This window comes from Kribbella sp. NBC_00709, assembly GCF_036226565.1.
In the GTDB taxonomy this organism is placed as follows: Bacteria; Actinomycetota; Actinomycetes; order Propionibacteriales; family Kribbellaceae; genus Kribbella.
In genome coordinates, this window is sequence record NZ_CP108996.1 from 8,587,722 (window position 1) to 8,610,706 (window position 22,985).

At 69.2% G+C, this 22,985-nt stretch carries 23 protein-coding genes; 2 read left to right on the forward strand and 21 right to left on the reverse strand.

Annotation, left to right across the window (positions count from 1 at the left end):
* Positions 1–8: 8 nt before the first annotated feature.
* The 12 genes from OHA18_RS41715 to OHA18_RS41770 form a co-directional block, all read right to left on the reverse strand.
* Entirely contained in the window at positions 9–503 is a 495-nt protein-coding gene (locus OHA18_RS41715) for a DUF2231 domain-containing protein (RefSeq protein WP_329000944.1), read from the reverse strand.
* Between the two features lie 73 nt (positions 504–576).
* A complete protein-coding gene (locus tag OHA18_RS41720; protein WP_329000945.1) occupies positions 577–1,029 on the reverse strand; it encodes an FMN-binding protein in 453 nt (150 codons plus the stop codon).
* Positions 1,026–1,316, reverse strand: coding sequence for an FMN-binding protein (locus OHA18_RS41725; RefSeq protein ID WP_329000946.1), 291 nt, complete (start codon positions 1,314–1,316; stop codon positions 1,026–1,028). The genes OHA18_RS41720 and OHA18_RS41725 overlap by 4 nt, the downstream gene beginning before the upstream one ends.
* 220 nt (positions 1,317–1,536) lie before the next feature.
* The gene (locus OHA18_RS41730; protein WP_329000947.1) at positions 1,537–2,958 is read right to left on the reverse strand and encodes a ferredoxin reductase family protein; all 1,422 of its coding nucleotides are present in this window, start codon (positions 2,956–2,958) and stop codon (positions 1,537–1,539) included.
* A 23-nt stretch (positions 2,959–2,981) separates the two neighbouring features.
* Positions 2,982–4,214, reverse strand: a complete 1,233-nt coding sequence (locus OHA18_RS41735; RefSeq protein WP_329000948.1) for a sensor histidine kinase — start codon at positions 4,212–4,214, stop codon at positions 2,982–2,984.
* Complete coding sequence (locus OHA18_RS41740; RefSeq protein WP_329000949.1) at positions 4,211–4,870, reverse strand: response regulator transcription factor; 660 nt, start codon at positions 4,868–4,870, stop codon at positions 4,211–4,213. Before OHA18_RS41740 ends, OHA18_RS41735 begins: the two co-directional genes overlap by 4 nt.
* Positions 4,867–5,622, reverse strand: coding sequence for an FAD:protein FMN transferase (locus tag OHA18_RS41745; protein ID WP_329000950.1), 756 nt, complete (start codon positions 5,620–5,622; stop codon positions 4,867–4,869). Before OHA18_RS41745 ends, OHA18_RS41740 begins: the two co-directional genes overlap by 4 nt.
* Before the next feature lie 22 nt (positions 5,623–5,644).
* Positions 5,645–6,262, reverse strand: a complete 618-nt coding sequence (locus OHA18_RS41750) for a DedA family protein (protein WP_329000951.1) — start codon at positions 6,260–6,262, stop codon at positions 5,645–5,647.
* Positions 6,259–8,958: a cation-translocating P-type ATPase gene (locus tag OHA18_RS41755; protein WP_329000952.1), complete on the reverse strand. Its 2,700-nt coding sequence runs from the start codon at positions 8,956–8,958 to the stop codon at positions 6,259–6,261. Before OHA18_RS41755 ends, OHA18_RS41750 begins: the two co-directional genes overlap by 4 nt.
* A 12-nt stretch (positions 8,959–8,970) precedes the next feature.
* On the reverse strand, positions 8,971–9,642 hold the full coding sequence (locus OHA18_RS41760; RefSeq protein WP_329000953.1) for a CBS domain-containing protein: 672 nt from the start codon (positions 9,640–9,642) through the stop codon (positions 8,971–8,973).
* Positions 9,642–10,490, reverse strand: coding sequence for a universal stress protein (locus tag OHA18_RS41765; RefSeq protein WP_329000954.1), 849 nt, complete (start codon positions 10,488–10,490; stop codon positions 9,642–9,644). The genes OHA18_RS41760 and OHA18_RS41765 overlap by 1 nt, the downstream gene beginning before the upstream one ends.
* A 14-nt stretch (positions 10,491–10,504) precedes the next feature.
* The gene (locus tag OHA18_RS41770) at positions 10,505–11,398 is read right to left on the reverse strand and encodes a class I fructose-bisphosphate aldolase (RefSeq protein ID WP_329000955.1); all 894 of its coding nucleotides are present in this window, start codon (positions 11,396–11,398) and stop codon (positions 10,505–10,507) included.
* A 664-nt stretch (positions 11,399–12,062) separates the two neighbouring features.
* On the opposite strand from OHA18_RS41770, the gene OHA18_RS41775 reads away from it, so the two are divergent.
* The gene (locus OHA18_RS41775; RefSeq protein WP_329000956.1) at positions 12,063–12,863 is read left to right on the forward strand and encodes a sigma 54 modulation/S30EA ribosomal C-terminal domain-containing protein; all 801 of its coding nucleotides are present in this window, start codon (positions 12,063–12,065) and stop codon (positions 12,861–12,863) included.
* Here OHA18_RS41775 and OHA18_RS41780 read toward each other — a convergent pair.
* The 7 genes from OHA18_RS41780 to OHA18_RS41810 are packed head-to-tail and all read right to left on the reverse strand — an operon-like array spanning position 12,838 to position 20,711.
* A complete protein-coding gene (locus OHA18_RS41780; RefSeq protein ID WP_329000957.1) occupies positions 12,838–14,478 on the reverse strand; it encodes an NAD(P)-binding protein in 1,641 nt (546 codons plus the stop codon). The two genes, OHA18_RS41775 and OHA18_RS41780, sit on opposite strands and share 26 nt — an antisense overlap.
* Positions 14,479–15,468, reverse strand: coding sequence for a thiamine pyrophosphate-dependent enzyme (locus OHA18_RS41785; RefSeq protein WP_329000958.1), 990 nt, complete (start codon positions 15,466–15,468; stop codon positions 14,479–14,481).
* Positions 15,469–15,480: 12 nt separating this feature from the next.
* Positions 15,481–16,656 (reverse strand): transketolase C-terminal domain-containing protein, encoded by a 1,176-nt coding sequence (locus tag OHA18_RS41790; RefSeq protein ID WP_329000959.1) that lies wholly within the window; start codon positions 16,654–16,656, stop codon positions 15,481–15,483.
* Complete coding sequence (locus tag OHA18_RS41795; RefSeq protein WP_329000960.1) at positions 16,640–17,230, reverse strand: 2-oxoacid:acceptor oxidoreductase family protein; 591 nt, start codon at positions 17,228–17,230, stop codon at positions 16,640–16,642. Before OHA18_RS41795 ends, OHA18_RS41790 begins: the two co-directional genes overlap by 17 nt.
* Positions 17,230–18,195, reverse strand: coding sequence for a PEP/pyruvate-binding domain-containing protein (locus tag OHA18_RS41800; RefSeq protein ID WP_329000961.1), 966 nt, complete (start codon positions 18,193–18,195; stop codon positions 17,230–17,232). Before OHA18_RS41800 ends, OHA18_RS41795 begins: the two co-directional genes overlap by 1 nt.
* Positions 18,196–18,227: 32 nt before the next feature.
* The gene (gene gap, locus OHA18_RS41805; RefSeq protein WP_329000962.1) at positions 18,228–19,235 is read right to left on the reverse strand and encodes a type I glyceraldehyde-3-phosphate dehydrogenase; all 1,008 of its coding nucleotides are present in this window, start codon (positions 19,233–19,235) and stop codon (positions 18,228–18,230) included.
* Between the two features lie 33 nt (positions 19,236–19,268).
* Entirely contained in the window at positions 19,269–20,711 is a 1,443-nt protein-coding gene (locus OHA18_RS41810) for a DUF4389 domain-containing protein (protein ID WP_329000963.1), read from the reverse strand.
* A 151-nt stretch (positions 20,712–20,862) separates the two neighbouring features.
* Between OHA18_RS41810 and OHA18_RS41815 the strand changes: the two genes are divergently transcribed.
* Complete coding sequence (locus OHA18_RS41815; protein WP_329000964.1) at positions 20,863–21,156, forward strand: 2TM domain-containing protein; 294 nt, start codon at positions 20,863–20,865, stop codon at positions 21,154–21,156.
* A gap of 42 nt (positions 21,157–21,198) precedes the next feature.
* Here the strand turns inward: OHA18_RS41815 and OHA18_RS41820 are convergent, their stop codons facing one another.
* On the reverse strand, positions 21,199–21,810 hold the full coding sequence (locus OHA18_RS41820; protein ID WP_329000965.1) for an Rv1733c family protein: 612 nt from the start codon (positions 21,808–21,810) through the stop codon (positions 21,199–21,201).
* Positions 21,811–22,025: 215 nt separating this feature from the next.
* Complete coding sequence (locus OHA18_RS41825) at positions 22,026–22,985, reverse strand: Acg family FMN-binding oxidoreductase (protein WP_329000966.1); 960 nt, start codon at positions 22,983–22,985, stop codon at positions 22,026–22,028.

Here is a 22,985-nt window from a genome sequence, read left to right on the forward strand (position 1 = left end):
CTGTCCGCTCAGGGGCGGCGGGCGGCCCAGTTGTTCCAGCTTGCCTTGGCGCCGGAGTCGCCGATGCGGACTACGTCGTACACGGCGGCGCCGGCGACGAGGACGGCGATCACGGTCAGGGTCGTGGTGAGGGCGTTCGACGTGGGCGCCAGGAAGGTGCGCTTCGCCGGTGTCCGGCCGGTGCTCTCTCGTTGCCGCCACCAGAGCACGACCGCCATTGCCGCGACGCCGATGGCCGCGTAGATCGCGGTGTCGCCCAGCTCGGCGTGGCGGTGGATCAGCGGGTTCGCTGAGAGGCGGTGTTCCAGCCACTCGCCTGCGCTCGTCGTGATCGGCACCAGTACGACGACCAGCAGCGACAGGATCGCGTTCGGTCCGGCGAGCCGGCGTCTGGCCGCGGGCCAGAGCGCGGTGAGCGCCAGCAGCGCCGCCGACAGTGGGAGCAGGACGACGATGGCGTGCACAAGGAGCACGTGGGCCGGGAGACCGTTGACTGTCTGCATCAGGTTCCTTCGACTCGTAACCGATTCGGAGCAGCCAGGCTGGCAGCGGGATCTTGGTGTTTTCTTGGAACGCTCACCCGGCGGACCGGAAATGCGCTGCGTCCAGGGCGGACTGCAGCGAACGGCGGTACCCGTCGGAGGTGAAAGTTGCCCCCGACACCGTGTCGATCCGGGAACTCTGCGCAGCAAGAGCTTCCTGCTCGAGCTGCGGCAGCGAGAACGAGCTGATCTCGCGGTCACGCCCACCTTCGGACGGGTAGACCACCGCCGTCACCGCAGTCAGCCGGCGCCCTTTGATGGTGATCCGGACCTGCACCGGCCCGTACCGCGTGCCGGCCGACGCCCCGTTCACCGTTATGTCGCCGGTTCCGGGCGACGTACTGACGATGCCCGGCGTCACCGTGGACACCGACGGCGTGGAGACGTGGTTCCGGCTCGTCGGGAACAGGAAGAGCAGAGCCAGCAGTACGCCGGTACTGCCGCCGACCAGCAGGTTGCGCCGCAGCCGCTCCGAATGTGTCCTCACAGCGCACCGGCCTTGTGCGCGGCGTCGAGCGCGGACTGCAGTGACTGGCGGTACCCCTCAGAGGTGAAGGTCGCGCCGGACACCGTATCGATCTGCGCACTCTGAACAGCCATCGTCTCCTGGTTGAGCTGCGGGACCGCGTAGCCGTTGATCTGGTCGGTCTGCCCGTCGCCGCTCGGGTGCTGCAGCGTGTGCGCCTTGACGATCCGCTCTCCACGCACGGTGACCTCCACCTGCACCGGCCCGTACTGCGTGTCGACGACACCGCCCGCGACCACAGACGACACCGCCGGGGACCGTGGGGTGGCCCTGTGGGCGGTCGTCTTCGAAGATGTTGGAGCACTTGGCTTTGGCGGTGTCGGCGTACTGCGTGTCGGCGTACTCCGGGTCGGCGTACTCGATGACAGGGATGGCGGTTGCACGCTCGCCCGGAACGCCACCGCCACGACCGCGGTGGTTGCTACCGTCATCAGCAGTCTGATCCCGCGCCTCACGCACGTACTCCTTTCACCACGAGAATCGCTCCTGGTGCAGCTGGTTGGCCGGTAGCCCGACCTCCAGCGCAGCCGCACACACCGCGTCCATCCACCGATCCGGCCCGCAGACATAGACGTCGTACTGCGGGATCCCGGGCACGAGGTCCCACATCGCGTCCACGTCCGACCACGACCGGGCGTTCTCCGGCAGCCATGACGACCGCTTCCGCAGCCGCGGCCCGAGCACGTAGTGCACCGTGATGCCGCGACGCCGGGCCAGCTGCTCCAGCTCGTCACGGAAGACCAGATCCGCTTCACTGTGCGCGCGGTACACAAGAACGGCCTTGCCCGGCTCGTACTCGAGCTCTTCCAGCAACGCGCGGAGCGGAGTGATACCGATGCCGCAGGCAAACATCGCGACGCGGTCGGTGACCCGTCGCTCCGCGGTCAGTCGCCCGTACGGCCCCTCGACAGCCACCCGAGTGCCGGGCCGCAACCGCGCGAGCCGGCTACTGCCGTCTCCCGCGGCCTTCGCCGTCACCCGGAGCCGGTCGGGCGACGGCGAGGCCGACAGCGAGTACGGGTTGCCCCGTGACCATCCCGGACCGTCGAGGAAGCGGAACACGAAGTACTGCCCCGCCCGGACGGGCATCCGGTGCAGTCCACGCCCACCGAGCAACACGGTCACCACACCGGGCGCCTCATGGGTCACCTCGCGCACCGTGAGCCCGTACCGAAGGGTCCGCCAGACCGGCAGCGCGAGCCGGTACAGAAGGATCGCGCCGACGGCCACGCCGTACGCCGACCACCAGTACAGGCGCGCCACCGGCGAGGTCGTGAAGTCCGCACCGGTCCAGATCTCGTGCGGTATGGACAGCCCGACGCCGATGTATGCGTACAGATGCAGCAGATGCCACGACTCGTACCGCAGCGCCTTCCGCGCTGCCCGGACCGAGGTGAACACGACCAGCGTCAGCGCGAGAGTCGCGGCGACCGCAAGCAGCATGCCGCCGTACGTCGTGACGACGGTCCACGTCTCCCGCAGCAGATTGTTGTGATCACGCAGGGTGTACCCGGCGAGGATCAGGACGATGTGCAGCAGGAGCAGGTTGAACGACCAGAAACCAACCAGCCGGTGCTTGCGCGCCAGCTCGTCCTGACCGTAGCTCCGCTCGATCATCGGCACCCGCGCCATCAGGAACACCTGGACCAGCAGCAGGTCGGCGGCGACCAGTCCTGACAGCCTGCCGACAGACGTGAGCAGATCCGCCGGACCGCTGAACAGTGTTTGCAGGCCACGCCCGGACACCCACAGCGCGACGACCACCAGGACACTCGCCCAGCACAGGATCCCGACCACGTCGCGCCACCACACCGGAGTCGGGCGCGGGCGGCGCCGGACATGCGTACGCCGCGGCCGGCTGACCTCGTGTGCTGCACCGCGGTACGTCATGCTCCGACGATGACCGCGGTTTCTTAGTCCTTCCTTGGACTGTCCTCCGCGATCGCGGGCAGGACGAGTTCGAACGTCGCCCCGATGTCGCTCGGCACCAGCCGGAGCTGACCGCCGAGCCGGTTCGCGACGTCGTGTGCGAGCGCCAGTCCGAGCCCGTAATGGGCACGTCCGGCCCGGTGGCCCCCGGAATCGAACCGGCGCAGTACACGCTGCGCGGCCTCCGGACCGATCCCCGGCCCGGTGTCGCTGACCGCCAGGATCACGTCGCCGCGATGCCGTCGTACCGTCATCCGGACTGCGCCATCGCGCGGCGTGTGGTCGATCGCATTGTCGACCAGCGCGATCGTCGCGCGCCGGATCGCACTCTGTGAACCGAAGGCAAGCGCAGTATCACCATGGGACTCCCACCGCAGCACTACTCCGGCCTGCTCCGCGTGAGCGCCGGCCGTGTCGGCCACGTCCTGCGCGATCCGGACCAGGTCGACCGGCTCGTGATCCTCCGCGCCCCGCGGATCCGCGGCGGCAAGTAGGTCGTCGACGACCTCGGCCAACCGGCGGGTGTCGTCGACCACGCCGTCCGCATCCCCCAGGATCTCCTCACTCGCACCGCTGCGACGTAAGGCCCGGCCGAGCACCTGCGCGCGAGTGCTCAGCAACGTCAACGGTGTCCGCAACTCGTGCCCGGCGTCAGCCACGAACGCGCGCTGCAGGGTCAAGGCCTGGGCCAGCGGCTGTACGGCGCGACGCCCGATCAGCACGCCCAGCAGCCCTGCGAGCAGCAGGCCGAGCGCCGTCGCGAAGCCCATCGCCTGCAGCAGCCGGGCGCGTTCCTTGTGTGCCGTCGCGAGATTCAGCACGGCCTGGACCGGCCTGCCTTTCGTGACGCCGGTCGCAACGCGATACTCGCCGTCGTCGTTCTCGATCGTGATCAGGCTGATCTGTCCGGTGGTTCGTGACCGAAGCGCAGCCAGCTCAGGGAGAAGTTCCTCAGGCAGGCCTGGCGAGGTGACCGTGCCGGACGATCCGGTCATCGCCAGCCAAGTGCCCGCCGGCGGGTCGCCGACGTCGTCGGCCGTGGCGATGGCGGACCGGAGCAACTCGTCCGCGGCCCCGGCCTGCCCACGGACGACGACAAGTGTGACCAAGGCGATGAGCAGCAGCATCGCGAGCGCGACCAGCCCCGCAGCCTGCACGGCGACGCGACGAGCGGCCCGGCGAACCAGAACCTCGTCACCGATCGGCCGTCCGCTCATGGCTTGCCCAACCGATAGCCGAGGCCACGCACCGTGCTGATCACTCCTCGCCCCAGCTTCCGCCGGCAGTAGTGGACGTAGGTGTCGACGACCGTCTCGGACTCCGCATCGCCGAACACCCGGTCCAGGAGGTCGGACCGGCTGAACACCGCTCCGGGCCGCGCCGCCAGCAGTCCAAGCAGAGCCGCCTCCCGCTCCGACAGCTCTACGGTTCCGCCATCGGTCCGACGTACCGTCCGGCCGGCCAGGTCCAGCGAGCCACCTGGTACGGCGAGCTCGACTGCGTGATCCAGATGCCGCCGGAGCAGCGCTCGCACGCGGGCCAGCAACTCCGTCAGCTCGAACGGCTTTGTCAGGTAGTCCTCAGCTCCGGTGTCCAGGCCCTCGACCCGGTCCTCGGTGCTTCTCCGAGCGGACAGCACCAGGATCGGCGTACCGACACCACGACTGCGCAGCCGTGCGATCAGGTCCAGACCTTCGACGGCCGGCAGACCACGATCGACGATCATCGCGTCGACCGGCTGCGTCAGCGCAAGATGCAGACCGGTGTGCCCGTCCGCTGCCCGGGTCACGGTGTAGCCCTCGTCGGTCAGGACCCGGTCGAGGAGCCGGGCCAGGTCACCGTCGTCCTCGATCAGCAGGATCCGCGCACTCATCGCTCGCCCCAGCCGGCGGTGGCGAACAGGTTGCCGTCGGCAAGAATACCCAGACCTTCGTACCCAGGGAGCGCGTTCAGGACGTCCGGCCAGCCGTCGGCCGCGACGAAGGCAGCCGTGGCCAGCACGTCGGCGTACTCCAGAGAAGGTCCGGTCACCGACACCGACAGCCAGCGGCTCTTCGCCGCCCCGCCGCTGCGCGGGTCGTACAGGTGCGCGCCCCGCGCGGCAGTGCCACTTGTCGCCACCGCTCCCCCGGTCCGCGGCACACTCGCGACCACCCGGCCCGGATCACGCGGGTCCTGGATGCCCACCGTGAACGGCTCGGTGCTCGGACACACCACGAGCACGTCACCACCGGCGTTCAGGCACCAGTCCACGTCACCGACCTCCCGCAGCCACTCACCGGCCCGCTCGACCGCCCACCCCTTCACCAGCCCCGACGGGTCCCACCCGCCACCAGGCACCTCCGCGTCGAACAAGCCACCGGTCAACTCCCGCGCGGCAACACACCGCTCGGCAACCTCGCGCACCACCGGATCAACACGATCCCAACTCACCTCGCCCCGCGCCAGCAGGCTCACCGCGCTGTCCGCCTGGTACGGCGAGAACACCCGATCCACCTCGATCAGCTCGGCGAACACCTTCCGCACCGCGACCTCCGCCGCCTCCGACCCGGCGCCCTCGCCGCGCGCAAGCACACTGATCGGCAGCCCCATGACCTGCTCGACCCAACTCCGCCGCGACACCATGCGGCAACGGTACGTCCGCACCTCACCCGCCCAGCCGACGGTGCCGACGACGCCGTACGAACACCGCGACAGTCAGGGTGCTGGCGAACCCGCCTAGCAGCAGGCCGCTCACCAGCCCCAGGCGTTGCTCGAGCACCCGGTACGACGCTCCGGCCAGGAAGCCTCCGCCGGCCACCAGGACGGCCCAGACCCCTCCACCGACGATGTTCGCGAAGGTGAAGTGCGAGCGCCGCATCCGGCTCATCCCCGCGATCCCGGGAACAAGCGCCCGGAACGCAGCGGTCCAGCGGCCGAGGATCACGGCGACGGCTCCGCGGCGACGGATCAGGGCGAGGGTCCGCTCGACCTGCTCCGGCCGTCGCAGCCGGCTCGGCAACCGGCCGAGAAGTCCAGGCCCGTGGCGCCGCCCGACCACGAACCCCACCTGGTCGCCCACGATCGCACCAAGTGCAGCCGCAACCATCACGGCCCACAGCGGCAAGCCACCCGCGTGGGCGACCACTCCGCCGATGATGACCGCGGTCTCGCCCGGCACGACGAGGCCCAGGAAGGTCGATGCCTCGAGCGCCGGCAGCAGGCAGACCACCGTCAGCACCAGCCACGTGGGCAGTTGGGCGAGCCAGTCGAAGATTGCGGTCATGAGCTCGACCGCCCTGGTGCACGCCGACGGCGAAGCAGGCGCCACAGTTCGTCGGCGCCCCAGACGACGAATGGGAAGGTCGCCAGGACGAGGAGCTGCGACGTCGGCGGGACCGAGGTGCCGAAGATGTTCTGCAGGGGTGGCAGCGCGACCACGGCGGCGGCGAAGACTACTTCGAACAGGACGCCCCACAAGAGCAATCGGTTCGTGGTGACACCGATCGAGCGCAGCGATGCGTACTGCGTGCGGGCTGCGAACGCGGTGCCGAGCTGACAGGCGACGATGGCCAGGAACGACATGGTGGTTGCCTGCAGCCACAACTCGTGGAACGGGTCGCCGGTGCCGGTGGGGTCGCCAAGACGCCAGCCGCCGGCGAGGAGTGTCCAGAAGAAGGCGCCGACGACCAGGATCGCGGACAGCCCACCGAGCAACCCCCAGGCGCGCGCCAGCATCGGACCGTCGATCACACCTTGGGTCCGGCGTCGCGGCGGCCGGTCCATCAGCCCGGGCTCGGCGGGTTCGCGGCCGAGGGCGAGCGCCGGCAGGGTCTCCGTGCCGAGGTCGATCGCGAGGATCTGCAGCACGGTCAGCGGCAGCGGAACCCGCCCGCCCGACAGCGCGTAGATCAGGAACGGCACCACCTCCGGGGTGGCGTGGGCGAAGATGTAGACGATGAACTTCCGCACGTTGTCGTACACCCGGCGGCCCGACTCGACTGCAGTGACGATCGAGGCGAAGTTGTCGTCGGTCAGCACCATCGTGGCCGCCTCGCGGGCGACATCGGTGCCCGAGGCACCCATCGCCACTCCGATGTCGGCCCGGCGCAACGCTGGTGCGTCGTTCACCCCGTCGCCGGTCATCGCGACGACGTGGCCCTGTGCCTGCAGAGCGTCCGCGATCCTCAGCTTCGCCTCGGGTGAGCTCCGCGCGAAGATCAGTTCATGGTCCGCCGCAAGCAGGTCGTCCAACTGACGCTCGCTCATCCGGTCCAGCTCCGCTCCGGTCACGACCCTGACCCCGTCGTGCGTGATGCCGACCTGCCGGGCGATCTCGGCCGCGGTCAACCCGTTGTCCCCGGTGACGACGATCAACCGGATCCCGGCCGCCTGACAACGCCGTACGGCGTCGGCCACTTCCGGCCGCGGTGGGTCGAGCATCGCGACGAGACCGAGGAACACCAGGTCGCACTCCACGTCCGCGCGTGCCGCGGCCCGCTCGACCGTCCGGTCGGCAGCGCCGATCAGCCGTAGCCCGCGCCCCTCGAACTCCACGAACGTCCGCCCGAACTCCGCCCGTACCTCGTCGGTCAGCTCCTCCTCCCCCGTCGCAGTCAGGTATCGCGTCGAACGAGCAAGGATCTCCTCGGGCGCACCCTTCACATGGGCGACCAGCTCGTCGCCGCACCGATCGACGGTCGACATGAGCCGCAGTGACGGGTCGAACGCGTACTGCGCGCTCCGGCCGGCTGCCCGCGCCGCCGGGTTCATCGGCGCACCGACCCCGACCGCAGCTTGGACGAGCGCGACCTCGGTGGGATCTCCGCTGTCCGCTGCAGCATTGGAGCACAGCGCGAGCGTCGCCCCGAGGCGCCGTACCTGGTCGTCGTCGGCCGGCAGCAGCGGGACCGAGCGCGACGGCACCCAGACATCCGTCACGTGCATCCGGTTCTGCGTCAGCGTGCCCGTCTTGTCGGTGCAGATCACCGTCGTGGATCCGAGCGTCTCCACCGCCGACAGCCGCTTGACCACAGCGCCGGCCCGGGCCAGGACCCGTACGCCGACCGCCAGCGCGAGCGTGATCGTCGGCAGCAGTCCCTCGGGGACGTTGGCCACCAGCAGACCGATGGCAAAATTGAGTGCATCCGGCAACGACAAGCCCGCGACCGTCACGCCCAGCAGCAGGAACAGCAGTCCCGCGCCGACTGCGACCGCGGCGATCAGCCAGGCGACCCGCTTGACCTGCCGCTCCAGCGGACTGTCCTCCCGGGTCACGCGCTGCGACATCGCCGCGATCCGGCCGAGCTCGGTGTGCATGCCGGCCGCGAACACCACGCCGCGTGCCTCGCCTGCGGTGCAGTTCGTGCCGCTGAACACCAGATCGCCGGCATCCAGCAAGTTGCCCGCGGCATCGAGCTGGTCGGCCGACCGGACAACGGGCACCGACTCGCCGGTGAGCGTCGAGTTGTCGATCTCGACAGCTCCCACGACCAATCGCACGTCGGCCGACACCCGATTGCCTTCGGCAATCACTACGATGTCGCCCGGCACCAGTGAGCGTGCCTCGACGCTGCGGACGTCGCCGTCGCGGACAACCGTCGCCAACGCCGGGAGATAGGCGGCCAGCGCTTCGACCGCGCGCTCGGCCTGTCGCTCCTGGACGAATGCGAGCCCCGCGTTCAGCAGGACCACAACCACGATCGCCACGGCCAGCACGCCCGTACCGCCGAGGGCTGCCAGCGCTGCGGCGAGCCACAGCAGCAATGCCAAAGGGTGGGTGAGCTGCCGGCCCAGCTCACCCACCCAGCCAGTTCCCCGACGCCGGGTCAGTTCGTTCGGCCCGTACGCCTCGAGCCGGCGTTCCGCGTCCCGCGCCGACAGACCGTCCGGCGTGGTCCGAAGATCACGGAACAGCCGATCGGCGGGCTCTTGAGGATCGCTCGTCTTCAGCTCCGTCGAGGGCTGCTCCGTGGTCGTCACCGGCTTCGGCCTTTAGTAGAACGTCGCGCCGGTGGCGCGCGTCGTGTCGTCGAACGTCCAGGTCAGCTTGGTCTGAACGCCGACCACACCGTCGACACCGCCGACGAGCTCCTCGGCGAACGCGACCGTGCTCTTCTTCTCCACCTGACCGGTCAGCGTCACAACGCCCTCGTGGACCGACACCTCCACAGATAGCGGGTCGTCCCACAGGTTCCGGTCGACAACGTCACGCCGTACCCGAGCCAGAATCTCCTCGTCGGTCGCCAGGAAGGCCTTCAGCAGATCCGAGCGCGCGACGATTCCGGCCAGCTCGTCGCCATCGGTCACGACCAGGCGGGTGATCCCGCGGCCGGCCATGAGCCGTGCGGCCTCGTCGAGCGTGCAGCCACCCTCCACGGTCACCGCAGGGCTGGTCATCAGCATTCCGGCAGTCAGCGCCTCCGCCTTGGCCCGCGTCTTGCGGTGCGGCCAGTGCAGGCCGTGCGGTGTCCGCTGGTACTGCTCCTTGCGGAGCAGGTCCGTTTCGGAGACAACCCCGGCCACCCCGCCGTACACACTGCGGACCGGCACGGCGCTGATGTGGTTCTCCGCCAGTACGGCGGCGACGGCCTTGAAAGGCGTGTCCTCGGTGACGGTGACGACGTTCTTCGTCATCACGTCGGCAACTGTCAGAAAGTGGCCCATCACGACTCCCGGTGGTGGCGGACGATCGCGACAGGCGAGTCCGCGTGGTGCAGAAGGCTCTGGCTGACCGATCCCAGCAGCAGCCCGGCAACGCCGCCGCGGCCTCGGGAGCCGACGACGACCAGCGATGCCCCGTCCGAGCGCTCGATCAGCCGCGCACCTGGGCGGCCGTCGATCACGGATGCGCGGACCTTCACCGTCGGGTACTTGTCCCGGTACGGCTCGAGGCTCTCGGCGAGCCAGTTCGTCAGCAGGTCCTCGGTGCTGTCGATCGATGCAGCATGCTCGATCTGGGGCTGCCAGCAGTGCAGGACCTCGAGCGGCTGTTCGGTCCGCGCCGCCTCCTCGAAGGCGAACGCGACCGCGTCCTCGGAATCCGGCGAACCATCGGTGCCGACCACAACCGGCCCCGCGCGGTGCTCACCGCGCACGACAACAACCGGGCACGGCGCCTTGGCCGCCATGGCCGTCGCCACCGAGCCCAGCACCGCGGCCGACATCTTGTTCCGCGACCGGGTCCCGACGACGACCATCTCGGCCTCGCCGGCCTCGGTCAGGATCGCGTTCGCCGGATCGGAGTTCGCCAGCCAGCCGGAGCCGCCCGGGTACCCGAGCCGGTCCCGCGCGAACTGCACCGCGTCGTCGAGCTCGTGCTGGAACTTGTCCAGCGGCATCGGCGGCGGAACATACCCTTCGACGCCGAGCGCCGGCCACCGGCCGGCTTCAGTCAGATAGGCCCGCACTACTCGCACCGCCGACCCCCGCGCCTGGGCCGCGTCGACGGCCCAGCGCAAGGCGATCTGGCTCTCGGGCGTGTCATCGACGCCTACGAGGATGTACTTCTTCATCACTGGGATTCCTTTCAATCACTGGAGTGCTGGACGAGGATTTCCTTGAGACCGTCGACGAAGGCCAGCGACTCGTCGTAGCCGCGCTGCCAGACGTTCCGGCCGAAGATCAGTCCGAGACCGCCGGCGTCCATCGCCTGCTGGGCCTTGCGGAACATCGCGTCATCGCCGGCCTTCTCGCCGCCGGAGACAAGGACCAGCGTCCGGTTCGCCGATCGGATGACGCCGTCGATCGCCTGCTGGGGGGTGAAGATCTCCTCGTACGGCGGCTTGACGTTGTCCCGCTTGGCCGGGTGCGGGAAGTTGACCTTCACGACGTCCGCGCCGAGCTCGCTGGCAACCCGGGCCGCGTAGTCGACCGCGTAGAACGAGTCCGTGCCGCCTTTCGCCGTGATCGCCGCACCGCGTGGGTACGCCCACACGACCAACGGCATTCCGAGCCGCTCGGCATCCGACCGGACCTGCCGGTACTGCGCGAAATCGGCCTCCTGGGCCGGCGAACCGACGTACAGCGTGTAGCCGACCGCGTCGGCTCCGAGCCGGACGGCGTCCGCGACGCTCGCGTGCACCGGTGACAACGCCGCCTCGTCCGACGGGATGTCGGTCTTGCCGTTCAGCTTCAGGATCAGGGGGATCTCACCGGCGTAGTCCCAGAAGAACTTCTCCGCCAGCCCGATCTGGATCGCAATGCCGTTGAACTCCCCGGCGATCGCCAGCTTCATGATGTACTTCGGGTCCGACGCCTGCGGGTTCGCGAAGAAGTCCCGCGGCCCGTGTTCGAGTCCTTGGTCGTACGGAAGGAACAACGCAGTCCCGTTCTGCAGGCCGTGGTCGAACAGGATCCGGCGCAGCCGGGTCTTCTTCCCGGCGCTCAGACCGAGCTCGTTCAACGACGCTCGCTTCTGCATGATCCTCATCTCCACTCGAGCCGTTCTTCCGGAGCCCCGGCTGTCCGGGGTCCCCACTACCAATCTCGTCCCGCCGGCCCGGCCGGGGCAGAGCCGTCGGCCCCGATCACCCGGGACCTTCGGCCACCTCGTGAGCCGCCCTCAGTCGACTGTTCGGATCGCCGTGACCGCGAAGGCCTCGACGCCCTGGTAATGGCCGCCGGTCGAGGCGACGATCACCACGGCCGGGTCGGTCGCGCCCGCGAACGCCACCTGCGCAGACCACGGGCTGCCACTGACCGCCGGCCGCCACGCAACAGAAGGTGCCGAGCCGATCGCCCCCGGACCCCTGCCGAACGTCGACACGGATCGCCTCGTCGACACCGGTGACCCGCCCACCGACTGCCCGGCCCGGGTCGAGGTGCCAGGGTTGCTGGCCACCGTTGCGGTAGGCCTGCTGCCAGGCGGTCGCAGCGGCCTCGGAAGTGAACGGCCACAACGGCTGGTGCCCGAAGGTCCGGTGGACGGGGCTGGACGTTGTCGGCTGTGTGGACGGGTTGTGGGTCGGTCCGGTGGTCACGACCGATGGTCACCTTCGGAACGCGAGGACAGCAGGGACCAACGGCCCTGTTCGAGGGCGCATCGGACCTGCACGCTCGAAGGACCGAGCTGTTCAGGGGGAAACATGAGTACAGAAGGTCATTTCGCGGTGCCGTTGAGGCCGACGGCAACGATTCCGGTCGGTACGGCGGGGATCCTGCCGACCGATGCGGCGGCGTTGATTCGCCAACGCCTCGGGCCGATCCTCGGGCCCTTGGCGGCGCACAGCCGGGTTCGGCTGACCCGGCTGCCGGAGCCCGGGCTGCTCAGGCCGCTGGTCGCGCAGGCCGACGTACAACTGGCCGGCGACCGGCGGGTCCGGGCGCAGGTGGCGGCCGCGACCATGTCCGAGCTGGTCGGCCTGCTCGCGACGCGCACGATCGGGCAGCTGCACACGTACCCGGGGGCGCTCGCCGAATGTCTGCGGGAACGTGTCATCCCGCCGGCCCCGCCGTCACCGCCGGAGCTACTGCCGCCGTCGGTCCGTCGAGTCGCACGGCACAAGGTCTGCCAGCAGATGGCGATGACCGCAGCCGAGGCCATCGTGGCCCTCGAAGCGATGGACTATCGGTTCCATCTCTTCCGGGAGAGGTACAGCCGCCAGGACAGCATCGTCATCCGCAGCGGACCCGGTAGTTACCGGATCATCCAGGCACGACCGAACCCGATCGGGCTCGACGTCACGTCGCCGCCGATCGTGCTGGCGCAGTCCGAGCGCCGGAGTGTCGCGACCGCCAGAAGCCGCCTCGATCTGACCGGTGCGCCGGTGGAGATCTTCACGGACAAGGCGACCGGCCTGCTCACCGCCCTGTACGCGCGCTACGACGGCCATTACGGCATCCTCTGTGCCGAGGCAGCGGTCAAGAGCGCTCGCGGATCATGGTGATGGCTCCGCTCGGGCACTCGGCCGCGCAGAGACCGCAGCCTTTGCAGAACTCCAGGTCGATCTCGTAGCCCTTGCCCGGGCCGAGCTTGATGATCGCGTTGTCGGGGCAGACGCCGAAGCAGTTGTCGCACTCCAGGCAATTGCCGCAGGACATGCAGCGCCGGGCCTCGAACAACGCGTTCTCCGCCGTCAGCCCACCCGTGACCTCGTCGAAGCTCGTGATCCGGCGGGCAGCGTCGAGTTGCGGGCGCAGCGTCGCCGAAGCATCCGCGAAGTACCAGGTGTTGAGGCGCTCGAACGAGGCCGGCTCGGGCCGTTCCGGGTGCTCGTACGTCGCGTCCCGCAGCCACGCGTCGATGTTTCGCGCAGCTTGCTTGCCATGCCCGGCCGCGACCGTGACAGTCCGCTCGCCCTGGACCATGTCGCCACCGGCGAACAGTCCGGCGTGACCCGTCATCATCCGCCCATCGACCTGCACCACGCCGTCGGCGATCGCCACCTCAGGGACATCACTCACCAGTGCGAGATCCGCCTGCTGCCCGAGCGCGAGAACCACCGAGTCGGCGTCCAGTTCTTCGAACTCACCGGTCGGCTGCGGGAACCCGGTCTCGTCGAGCCGCATCTTCTCGATCCGGATCCGGTCGGCGCCGGCGTACACGATGGTCGACAGCCACCGCATCCGGACACCCTCGTCCAGGGCTTCGCGGACCTCGATGTCGTGCGCCGGCATCCGATCGCGGGTCCGCCGGTACACCACTACTGCGTCCGAGGCACCGAGCCTGCGGGCAGTCCGGGCGACGTCCATCGCGGTGTTGCCGCCGCCGTACACCGCGACCCGGCGCCCGAGAAGCGGCTGCTCGCCCTTCTCGAGGTCGGCCAGCAGCGACACCGCATCGACGATGCGTGCCGAGTCACCGGCGGGGATGTCCGCACGCCGTCCGATGTGTGCGCCGACGGCCAGGAACACGGCGTCGAACTCGGTCAGCGCGCCGCCGAGATCGGTCACCCCGGCGCCGAGCTCCAACCGCACACCGAGGTCGACGATCCGCTGGATCTCCGCGTCGACCACCTCCCGCGGCAGGCGGTACGACGGAATGCCGTACCGCATCATGCCGCCGGCCTCCGGCGAGTCGTCCCGCACGGTGACCTGATGGCCGCGCAACGCCAGGTGGTACGCCGCGGACAGCCCCGACGGACCCGCTCCGACCACCAGAACACTCTTCCCGCTCGGCGGCGCCTCCACCGTCACAGTCCAGCCTTGCTTTATGGCCTCGTCGCCCAGGAACCGCTCGACCGAGTTGATGCCGACCGGCTCGTCCAGCGTCGCCCGGTTGCAGGCTGTCTCACAGGGCCGGTAGCAGACGCGGCCCATGACGGCCGGGAACGGGTTGTCGATCATGATCTGCCGCCAGGCAGACTCGTAGTCGCCCTCCTCCGCGTGCGACAACCACTCCTGGACGTTCTCCCCCGCCGGGCAGGCGTTGTTGCACGGCGGCATCCGATCGAGGTACACCGGGCGCTCGGTCCGCCAGGAACCCGTCTTGTTCGCCAGGCTGGATCCGACGTCCAGCGTGATCGCGAACGGATGCGGAGTGGTGTTGGTGGCCTCGGGCATCTAACTCACCTCGTCGGGTTCGGTCAGGCCGAACGTCCGGATGTTCCGGTCCGCCTCGGCCTGGATCCTGCTGATCACGTCGTCGCGCGGGGTATCGCCGAACAGGTGGGCGAAGCGTCCCTGCGGTCGCAGGTAGTCCTCGACCGGGCGCAGGCGCCGGATCCGCGTCGCGTCCGTCACCTCGCCGTCGACCGCCTCGAACACCGGGAAGACGCCGGTCTCCACGGCGAGCCGCGCGACCTGGATCGTCTCGCCGGAGCCGGTCCGCCATCCGAGCGGGCACGGCACCAGCACGTGCAGGTACCGGGCGCCGCGGAACTCCATCGCCCGGGTCGCCTTGTACTCGAGGTCACGCAGATCCGCGACGGTCGCAGTGGCGACGTACGGGATCCGGTGCGCCATCGCGATCAACGGCAGGCTCTTGCCCTGCCCGAACGAGTTTCCGGCCGGCGTCGTGGTCGTCACCGCACCGTGCGGCGTGGCCCCCGACCGCTGTACGCCGGTGTTCATGTAGCCACCGTTGTCGTAGCAGATGTAGAGGACGTCGTCGTTGCGCTCGAACATCCCCGACAGGCACGCCAGACCGATGTCGACCGTACCCCCGTCGCCGCCCTGTCCGACCACCCGGACATCGGTCCGGCCCTTCGCTCTCAGAGCCGCCGCGACGCCGGTCGCGACCGCCGGGGCGTTGCCGAACAGCGAGTGCAACCACGGCACCCGCCACGAGGACTCCGGGAACGGTGTCGAGAAAACCTCCAAGCAGCCGGTCGCGTTCACCGTCACCGCACGGTTGCCGGTGGCACGCATCACCGCGTCCAGCACGTAGCGGGCGCCGAGCGCCTCGCCACATCCCTGGCAGGCACGGTGGCCCTTGGTGAGCGAGTTCGTCCGCGCGGTGTCGGCCTGCACGGACCGCTGATCCGGGTCCAGCAGCCGGTTCCCGACCGCGAAGCTCCCGGTCTGGTAGAACTTGATCCGTTGCACAGGCATGGCTCGGTCCCCTCAACTCGTCCGGCCGAGCTCGCGCTCGACCACGTCACGCTTCAGGTCCAGGAAGGTCAGCGGTTCGAGCCGATCGGCCACCGCGTCCGTGAACAGCGCCCGCAACGACTTCTTGGTCACCGGCCGGCCGCCGAGCCCCGCGACCACCGTGGAGATCGGTGTTCCGGGCACGCTTTCACGAACGTCGCCCGAGACGATCCCGCCCATCCCGACGGCAAGCGCCCGCTCGAGTACGACGACGCGCCGCGCACCGCGCAGCCTCGCCCGCACGGCGTCGGAGGGGAACGGCCGGAACGAGGTCACTCCCAGCACCCCGATGCTGACCCCCTCGGCGCGGAGTTCGTCGACCGTGTCCTTGACCGTACCAAGCACCGATCCGAGTGCGACCACGATCGTCTCCGCGCCCAAACAGCCGTACGAGTGGACCAGGCCGCCGGAGCTCCGCCAGAAGGTCCGCGCGAAGTCGTCCGCAACCCTCGGAATTACCTCCAGCGCCCGGCGATGCTTCTCGTGCGCCAGGTACCGCACCTCGGTGAAGGCCTCCGGACCCACCATCGCGCCGATCGTGATCGGCGCGTCCGGATCCAGGACCTGCCGCGGCTCGAACGGCGGAAGGAACGCCTCGACCTGCTCCTGGGACGGAACGTCGATCCCCTCGACCGCGTGGGTCAGCACGAAGCCGTCCATACACACCATCACCGGCAACGAGAGTTCCTCGGCGATCCGGAACGCCTGGACGTGCAGGTCGGCCGCCTCCTGGTTGCTCTCGGCGTACAACTGGATCCATCCGGAGTCGCGTTGCGACATCGCGTCGCTGTGGTCGTTCCAGATGTTGATCGGGGCGCCGATCGCCCGGTTCGCGACCGTCATCACGATCGGGAGCCCGAGCCCGGACGCGTTGTAGAGCGCCTCGGCCATGTAGAGCAAGCCCTGGCTGGCGGTCGCCGTGTAGGCACGGGCGCCGGTGGCGGACGCGCCGATCGCGACGGACATCGCGCCGAACTCCGACTCGACGTTGACGAACTCGCACGGCGCCAGCTCACCGGAGGCGACCAGCACGCTGAGCGCCTCGACGATGTGCGTCTGCGGCGAGATCGGGTACGCGCACACGACCTCCGGCCGGCACCGTGCGACCGTCTGCGCGACGGCGCGCGATCCCTCAATCTGTGAGCGCATGGTCAGCCTCCTCGAGTTGCCGGCGAGCCAGGTCGTACGCCGCACGGACAGCCGCAACGTTGCCGGTGGCAATCGCTCCGGAGAACCGGTCCTGGACGACCGTCACGATCGATTCCACCGTGACCTGCTGGGTGAGGGCCGCGAAGGCGCCCAGCAGAACTGCACCGGGCAGCGGACGGCCCAAGTGGGTCAGCGCCAGTTCGGTCGCGGGAATCATCAGGACCCGCTCGGGCCGGAACCTTCGCACGAATGCGTCCAGGCCGAGCTCGGCAAGCGACCACGACGTGTTCATCAGCAGGTACCCGTCGCCTCGCAGGCCACCGAAGACATCGGTGTGCTGCACCAGGGTGGCGTCTTGCACGATCACCGCGTCCGGCTCCGCGATCGGCTCGTGGGTCCGGATCGGGCTGTTGTCGATCCGGCAGAAGCCGACCACCGGTGCACCGGTCCGCTCCGACCCGAAGGTCGGGAACGCCTGCGCTTCCCGGCCTTCGGTGAACGCCGCGACCGACAGCAACTCGGCCGTCGTCACCACTCCCTGGCCGCCCCGGCCGTGGATCCGCACCTCGAACATCACATCACCCGTACTGCGGGCATGCCGGCGTCGCGCGCCGGGATCGTCACCACGGACCCTGTGCCCGGACGGACCTCGACCACGACGAGCTCACCCGAGCACCCGTCCTTCGCCCACTCCAGCGTTGTCGGCCGGCGGAAGTGTTTGTCCGCGGCGACCGACCACCGGGCGAGCTTGCGCAGGTCGTCGTCGGTCAGCACCAGGTCGGCTCGTTCCCCCGGCGTCGTCGCGACCATGCGGATTCCGCGCGGGACGGCGTACACGGTCTTCGTCAGCTTGGCGCCACGATGCCTGACGATCATCGGGCGGGCGCCGGGATGGACGGAGTACAGGTCGGCATCTGCGGCCGAGGGCTCACCGAGACCCCACGAGGCGCGCACCCGGACGAACGTGCTCTCACCGCGGGCCGTGCCGGAGCCGCCGAGGTCCGATCGCACCATCCGCTGCACGGTCACCGGCATCGCCACCCGGAGGTGGTCGATGCCCTCAGCCTCTCGGTTGCCGACGGCAACGGCGCTGTACAGCGAGGCGAAGCACCGCCGGCAGGCGGCGACCACGTCGGCCGCGGTGGTGAGATGCAGAAAGACGGCGTCCTGGGCAGTGTCGACCGATGTCACCGGGCTGCACCGGACGACGACCTCGGTACCGTCGCCACCAAGCTCCTGGTAGGCCTTCACGATGTCGCCGACCACCGTCGAGGGCAGCGACGCGTCACAGAAGGCGGAGCGGATCTCGGCCGCGGCCACGACCAGGTCGCGGCCGGCGCGGTACCTGCGGATCGCTCGCGCGATCACGGACCCCAGCCGCGCCTTCCGGACGAACTCTCCGTAGGCCTCAGCGGTGATCGCGAAACCTTCGGGAATCCGGATGTCTTCATCGGCCAGTTCGGCCAGCCGGGCAGCTTTGACGCCTACCTGCGCCGCATCCACGTCATTGTCGAGCCGGACGACGTACTCGCCGTTCATCGTTCCTCCGCTCCCCTGCACAATCCCTGAAATCACAGTGAGGCCGCGACGAGCTCGGTCAGGTCGACCAGGCGGCTCGTGTAGCCCCACTCGTTGTCGTACCAGCCGAAGACCTTGACCAGGTGGTCCTGGACCTGCGTGAGTTGCGCGTCGAAGATGCACGACGCCGGGTCGCCGATGATGTCGTGCGACACGATCGGAGCCGTGGTGTAGCGCAGGATGCCCTTGAGCGGCCCGGCCGCCGCGTCCGCGAACGCCTGGTTCACCTGCTCGGCCGATACCGCCGTGGACAGCTCGACCGTGAGATCGGTCAGCGACCCGTCCTCGATCGGGACCCGTACGGCGACACCGTCGATCTTGCCGGCCATTTCCGGGATCACCAGACCGACCGCGCGGGCGGCACCGGTGCTCGTCGGGATCAGGTTGGCGGCGCCGGAGCGTCCGCGCCGGAGATCCTTGTGCGGCGAGTCCAGCAGCACCTGGTCGTTGGTGTAGCTGTGGATGGTTGTCATCAGGCCACGCTCGATACCGAACGCCCGGTGCAGGACCGACACCATCGGCGCGACGCAGTTCGTCGTACACGATGCGTTGGAGATGACGTGGTGCCTCGCCGGGTCATAGTCGTCCTCGTTGACGCCGAGGACGACCGTCACATCGACGTCCTTGCCGGGCACCGACAGGATGACCTTGCGAGCGCCCGCGGTCAGGTGCGCACCGGCGGCCTCGCGGGTGCGGAACCTGCCGGTCGACTCGATCACGATGTCGGCACCGACGGCCGCCCAGTCGACCCGGGCGGGATCGCGCTCGGCAGTTGCCCTGATGGTTCGGCCGCCGACCGTGATCGAGTCGTCGGAGTGAGCGACCTCTTCCTTCAAGGGCCCGTACGTCGAGTCGTAGCGCAGCAGGTGCGCCAGCGTCGCCGGCGCGGCGACGTCGTTGATCGCCACCACCTCGACACCGCCGGACCGCCGCTCGAGCACACACCGTAGATAGTCCCGCCCGATCCGCCCGAACCCGTTGATGCCAACCCGTACGCTCATAATCGATTCCTTAATCGGTGGTATCCGTTGCCTTCATTCCACCGGCGGGACCGGGGGCGTCTGCAGGGCCGAAGGTCCTGGCTTCGGCTGCCGGACGACCGCCACCAGTACGAGGGCCAGACCGAGCAGGAAGAAGACACCCGCGCTCACGAGCACTGCGATCCAGGCCCACTCCAGGGCTGGTGCGGTGGCACCGACATCGGCCCGCACGCTGACGTCCGGACTGCCGTCGGCAGTCATCACCACGAGCGTCCAGTCGCCGTTCTCGGGCGGCCAGATGATCGTCTGCTCGCCCGGCCCGGACGCCTGCACCCGCCAGATCTTCAGCGTGGCCGGCAGCGACGACGGCGCTTGACCGGCATGGTCGTCGTACGTCGTCCGGTTCGGCCCGACTGCCTTGACGGTCGTATGACCGACTCCGGACAGGTACGAGCGCACGTCCGCTGAATTCGCCAGTCCGACGAACACCGGCGTACCGTCGGTCGCCGCGACTCGCACTCGCGCGTCGCCGAACCACCGATGCGGCACCGACGTACCGCCGGCGTCGACCGTGAGGTTCTCACTGGTCAGCGCGTACCCCGTCGTGGTCAAGGTGACCTGATCCGAGGTGATGTAGCCCGCCGAATCCCGTCGGCCTTGGTCCAGCCAGGCAAGAGCTCCCCCGACAGCCAGACCGGCGACCGAAGCCAGCGTCACGAGGATTCCCATCACCAGGGCGACCGTGCGTCCGGCCGACATCCTCAGCTCCGGATCTCGCTGTGGTGGGCTCGACGGCGGTCGCGGTTGCTCATGCAGCTTCGTCGTACCGGGGTCGTCACCGCCCATGTCGAGGCGGAAGGGCGGGTACTGGTCGACCATCAGGCCGGCGTACGCCGCGACGCGCAACGCCCAGCGGTTCATGCCGAGCACGAGGTCGAAGACCGACCGCGGGTACCGTCCGGTGAACAGCAGCACTACCGCCGCCACGAGGACGAGCAGGCCGACCAGGCCGCCGCTCCAGGCCCAGGCCCGGTTGTCGGTCTGGCTCACGAACCAGGTCCCGCTGCCGACGAAGAACCCGACCACGATGTAGTGCGGGATCGCCAGGAGCCACCACTTGATCAGCACCAGTCCGCGGGACAGGTGCTCCGGGTATTTCACCTCGAGATGCGCCGGGTACGTCGGCACCTCGCGCAACGTGAACGGCGGGTACTTGTCGGTGCCTAGAGCGCCGTACGCGTAGAACTGCACCCGCCAGGTCCAGCGCAGTACCCCGACGTTGAAGTCGAAGATGCCACGCGGGTACCGCCCGGTGAACAGGATCGCGAAGAACGCCACGAAGCTCAGCAGCGCGAAGGCGATCCACAACACCGCGAGCACGAACAGGTGCGGGATCACCAACACCCATTTCACCAACCACAACCAGCGATTCAGCCGCTCGTCGAGCGCCCCGTCCACCCGAACCGGGTACGTCCCCGAGCTCATCACGGTACTCATCGCGTCCTCCGATCACTCGTCCGTCACAGCCAGCGTCGAACGGCCGCAGCCGAACCAGCAGAGCCGAAGGTCCCGCGCAGGGCACGTCCTCGTGCCCTGTTCGGTCGGTTGGCATCGGCACACGGTGGAAGTGATGAGCTAGGAGGCAGTCATGGACGACAAGACAGTGCTCGACAGGACGCGGACCGATGGCGACCTGCGCGAACGAGCGGTGACCGAGCTACGCAAGCGGCGTGAGCTCGCCGCTCACCTGATGGCGTTCATCCTGGTGAACACCTTCGTGGTGATCATCTGGTACGTCAGCGGAGCCGGCTTCTTCTGGCCGGTCTTCCCGATCTTCGGCTGGGGCATCGGCATCGTCTTCCACGCCTGGGACGTGCTGTGGCCACAGCCCACCGAGGCTTCGATCCGGACCACGATGGACCGCATCGCCCGGCGCCGGTGATCAGCAAAGGAGCCGGTCCTGATCAGGACCGGCTGCGGCCTTCTACTTCTGACCTCGCGACCAGCGTGGCGCGATGGCCAGCCACTCGGCGTCCCACTCACGGGAGCGGCGGCGGTTCAGTGGGACTCTCGCCAGGTTGAAGACGCCCCACAGCGCGAGCCACCCACCGAGGACGGTGAAGAAGCCCGCCGTGCCTCCGAATGCGGCGCTGTCCGACTTCGAGAGTGGCGCGGTCACGATATTCCCGGAACGGTCGAGCCAGATCGTCACCTCGGCACCGGCCTTCGTACCGATCACCACGCTCGTCATGCGCCGCTGTTCGGCGCCCCGCGGGTCGACGTACGAGACCGGGACCTGGGACAGCACGTCCCCTTGCACTGCCGGCACCTGACGCTCGCTGCTCTCCAGGGTTCGCGCCTGCACCTGGTGCAGGACGGCCCGTTGCCGCGCCGCGGAGGCGTCGAGGGAGTTCTGTACGCCCGTACCGACGGCCGCACCGACCGGGATCAGCAACAGCGCCGCAACCAGCGTGCACCACAACAGCGCGGTCTCGATCCGGTCCGTCGAGCGCCGCAACGGATTGCGTCGTCCTCCCAGCCGGCGGGCCTGCATAAGCACCCAGAGCTCCCCCGAACGGTGCTTCACGCTACTCATGACTACCCCCTCTGGAAAGCCCTCTGCTTGGTCGCAGGGGACCGGCTCTCCGGAGCGGGACCGTCTTGACGACGGTGAGTCTCGTGGCCTGTCGCCACCTCTTCTTTGTCCGCTTCCGGCGAGCCGGTCTTTCCCCTGCCTCTTCAGAGTCGCCCCGGGCGGGCCGCCGCGGTCAGGGCCCAAGGTCCCGAGCTCGCGGACCACCCGGCCCTCCGTCAATCGCGGATCAGCACGTCCCCGACGGCACGGCGAGGTGTCGGCGGGACCGAAGGCCCGTAGCCGAACCGGATCACCGTCTGCGGTCGCTGCCACGGGCCGAGCGGATCGTTGATCTGCACCCGGAGTTCCTCGTGTTCGATCGCCTGGTTCAGCAACGACGTGGACAGCCCTCGCGCGGTGGCTTCGAGGAGCACGTGCTCCAACGCCTGCCCGGCACGCAACCACTCGATCGGACCGTCGTACCTGGTCGCGAGGACGGCCAGTTGCGGCTCCCGCTCGAAGTCGGCCACCGGGCGGACGGCATCGGCCGGCGTGGCAGCCAGGTCACGCACCACCGCGTCACTGCCGGCCGCCCGCGAACCGAGAGCGCTCGACGGCACGCCGTCGTCCGGCCGATCCCCACCGATCCACCGTCCCCGCTCCGCGGTCCGCGCGGACGACGCGTCGTCCGCTGCCTCCGCCTCGCTCGTTGCCATCCGCAACCACCACTGCCGGGCCGAGGTATCGAGCCATTGCAGTACTGCGCCCTCCATCCGGGCACACAGGCCGAGCTCGACCCGGACCTGTTCGGACAACCGCTCGTCCGTGAACGGCTCCCGGTTCGTCCGGCGCTCGGACAGGTACGGCGCGAGCGCCGCCAGCGATTCGTTCGGCGGCCGTCCCAACTCCACGACGGCGATGAGATCCGGCCTCCGCTGATCGATCAGGTGACGCACCTCCGAGCCCATTCCGCGCGCTGCGGCCGCCACCCGCAGGTTGAAGATCGCGGCGCCCAGCGAGATGAACAACATCCGCCGGGACGGATCCTCGGCCGGCAGCTCCCGCTCGCGGTCCCGGTACACCTCGACCGTCCGGTCCACGAACCGGAACCGCCACGGCTGGGTGTTGTGCATCGACGGTGCCACTACGGCAGCCCGCAGCATCTCGTCCCGATCAGCATCCATCAGCTCATTCAT

What these genes read in the sequence shown, in the direction of transcription:
- OHA18_RS41745 (WP_329000950.1), bottom strand. Translation starts at nt 5,622, where the DNA reads ATGGTGTCGCGGCGGAGTTGGGTCGAGCAGGTCATGGGGCTGCCGATC.
- OHA18_RS41815 (WP_329000964.1), top strand. Translation starts at nt 20,863, where the DNA reads ATGGACGACAAGACAGTGCTCGACAGGACGCGGACCGATGGCGACCTG.
- OHA18_RS41735 (WP_329000948.1), bottom strand. Translation starts at nt 4,214, where the DNA reads ATGAGCGGACGGCCGATCGGTGACGAGGTTCTGGTTCGCCGGGCCGCT.
- OHA18_RS41785 (WP_329000958.1), bottom strand. Translation starts at nt 15,468, where the DNA reads ATGCCTGTGCAACGGATCAAGTTCTACCAGACCGGGAGCTTCGCGGTC.
- OHA18_RS41775 (WP_329000956.1), top strand. Translation starts at nt 12,063, where the DNA reads ATGAGTACAGAAGGTCATTTCGCGGTGCCGTTGAGGCCGACGGCAACG.
- OHA18_RS41825 (WP_329000966.1), bottom strand. Translation starts at nt 22,985, where the DNA reads ATGAATGAGCTGATGGATGCTGATCGGGACGAGATGCTGCGGGCTGCC.
- OHA18_RS41750 (WP_329000951.1), bottom strand. Translation starts at nt 6,262, where the DNA reads ATGACCGCAATCTTCGACTGGCTCGCCCAACTGCCCACGTGGCTGGTG.
- OHA18_RS41770 (WP_329000955.1), bottom strand. Translation starts at nt 11,398, where the DNA reads ATGCAGAAGCGAGCGTCGTTGAACGAGCTCGGTCTGAGCGCCGGGAAG.
- OHA18_RS41765 (WP_329000954.1), bottom strand. Translation starts at nt 10,490, where the DNA reads ATGAAGAAGTACATCCTCGTAGGCGTCGATGACACGCCCGAGAGCCAG.
- OHA18_RS41810 (WP_329000963.1), bottom strand. Translation starts at nt 20,711, where the DNA reads ATGAGTACCGTGATGAGCTCGGGGACGTACCCGGTTCGGGTGGACGGG.
- OHA18_RS41730 (WP_329000947.1), bottom strand. Translation starts at nt 2,958, where the DNA reads ATGACGTACCGCGGTGCAGCACACGAGGTCAGCCGGCCGCGGCGTACG.
- OHA18_RS41760 (WP_329000953.1), bottom strand. Translation starts at nt 9,642, where the DNA reads ATGGGCCACTTTCTGACAGTTGCCGACGTGATGACGAAGAACGTCGTC.
- OHA18_RS41740 (WP_329000949.1), bottom strand. Translation starts at nt 4,870, where the DNA reads ATGAGTGCGCGGATCCTGCTGATCGAGGACGACGGTGACCTGGCCCGG.
- OHA18_RS41795 (WP_329000960.1), bottom strand. Translation starts at nt 17,230, where the DNA reads ATGTTCGAGGTGCGGATCCACGGCCGGGGCGGCCAGGGAGTGGTGACG.
- OHA18_RS41800 (WP_329000961.1), bottom strand. Translation starts at nt 18,195, where the DNA reads ATGAACGGCGAGTACGTCGTCCGGCTCGACAATGACGTGGATGCGGCG.
- OHA18_RS41790 (WP_329000959.1), bottom strand. Translation starts at nt 16,656, where the DNA reads ATGCGCTCACAGATTGAGGGATCGCGCGCCGTCGCGCAGACGGTCGCA.
- gap (WP_329000962.1), bottom strand. Translation starts at nt 19,235, where the DNA reads ATGAGCGTACGGGTTGGCATCAACGGGTTCGGGCGGATCGGGCGGGAC.
- OHA18_RS41820 (WP_329000965.1), bottom strand. Translation starts at nt 21,810, where the DNA reads ATGAGTAGCGTGAAGCACCGTTCGGGGGAGCTCTGGGTGCTTATGCAG.
- OHA18_RS41780 (WP_329000957.1), bottom strand. Translation starts at nt 14,478, where the DNA reads ATGCCCGAGGCCACCAACACCACTCCGCATCCGTTCGCGATCACGCTG.
- OHA18_RS41715 (WP_329000944.1), bottom strand. Translation starts at nt 503, where the DNA reads ATGCAGACAGTCAACGGTCTCCCGGCCCACGTGCTCCTTGTGCACGCC.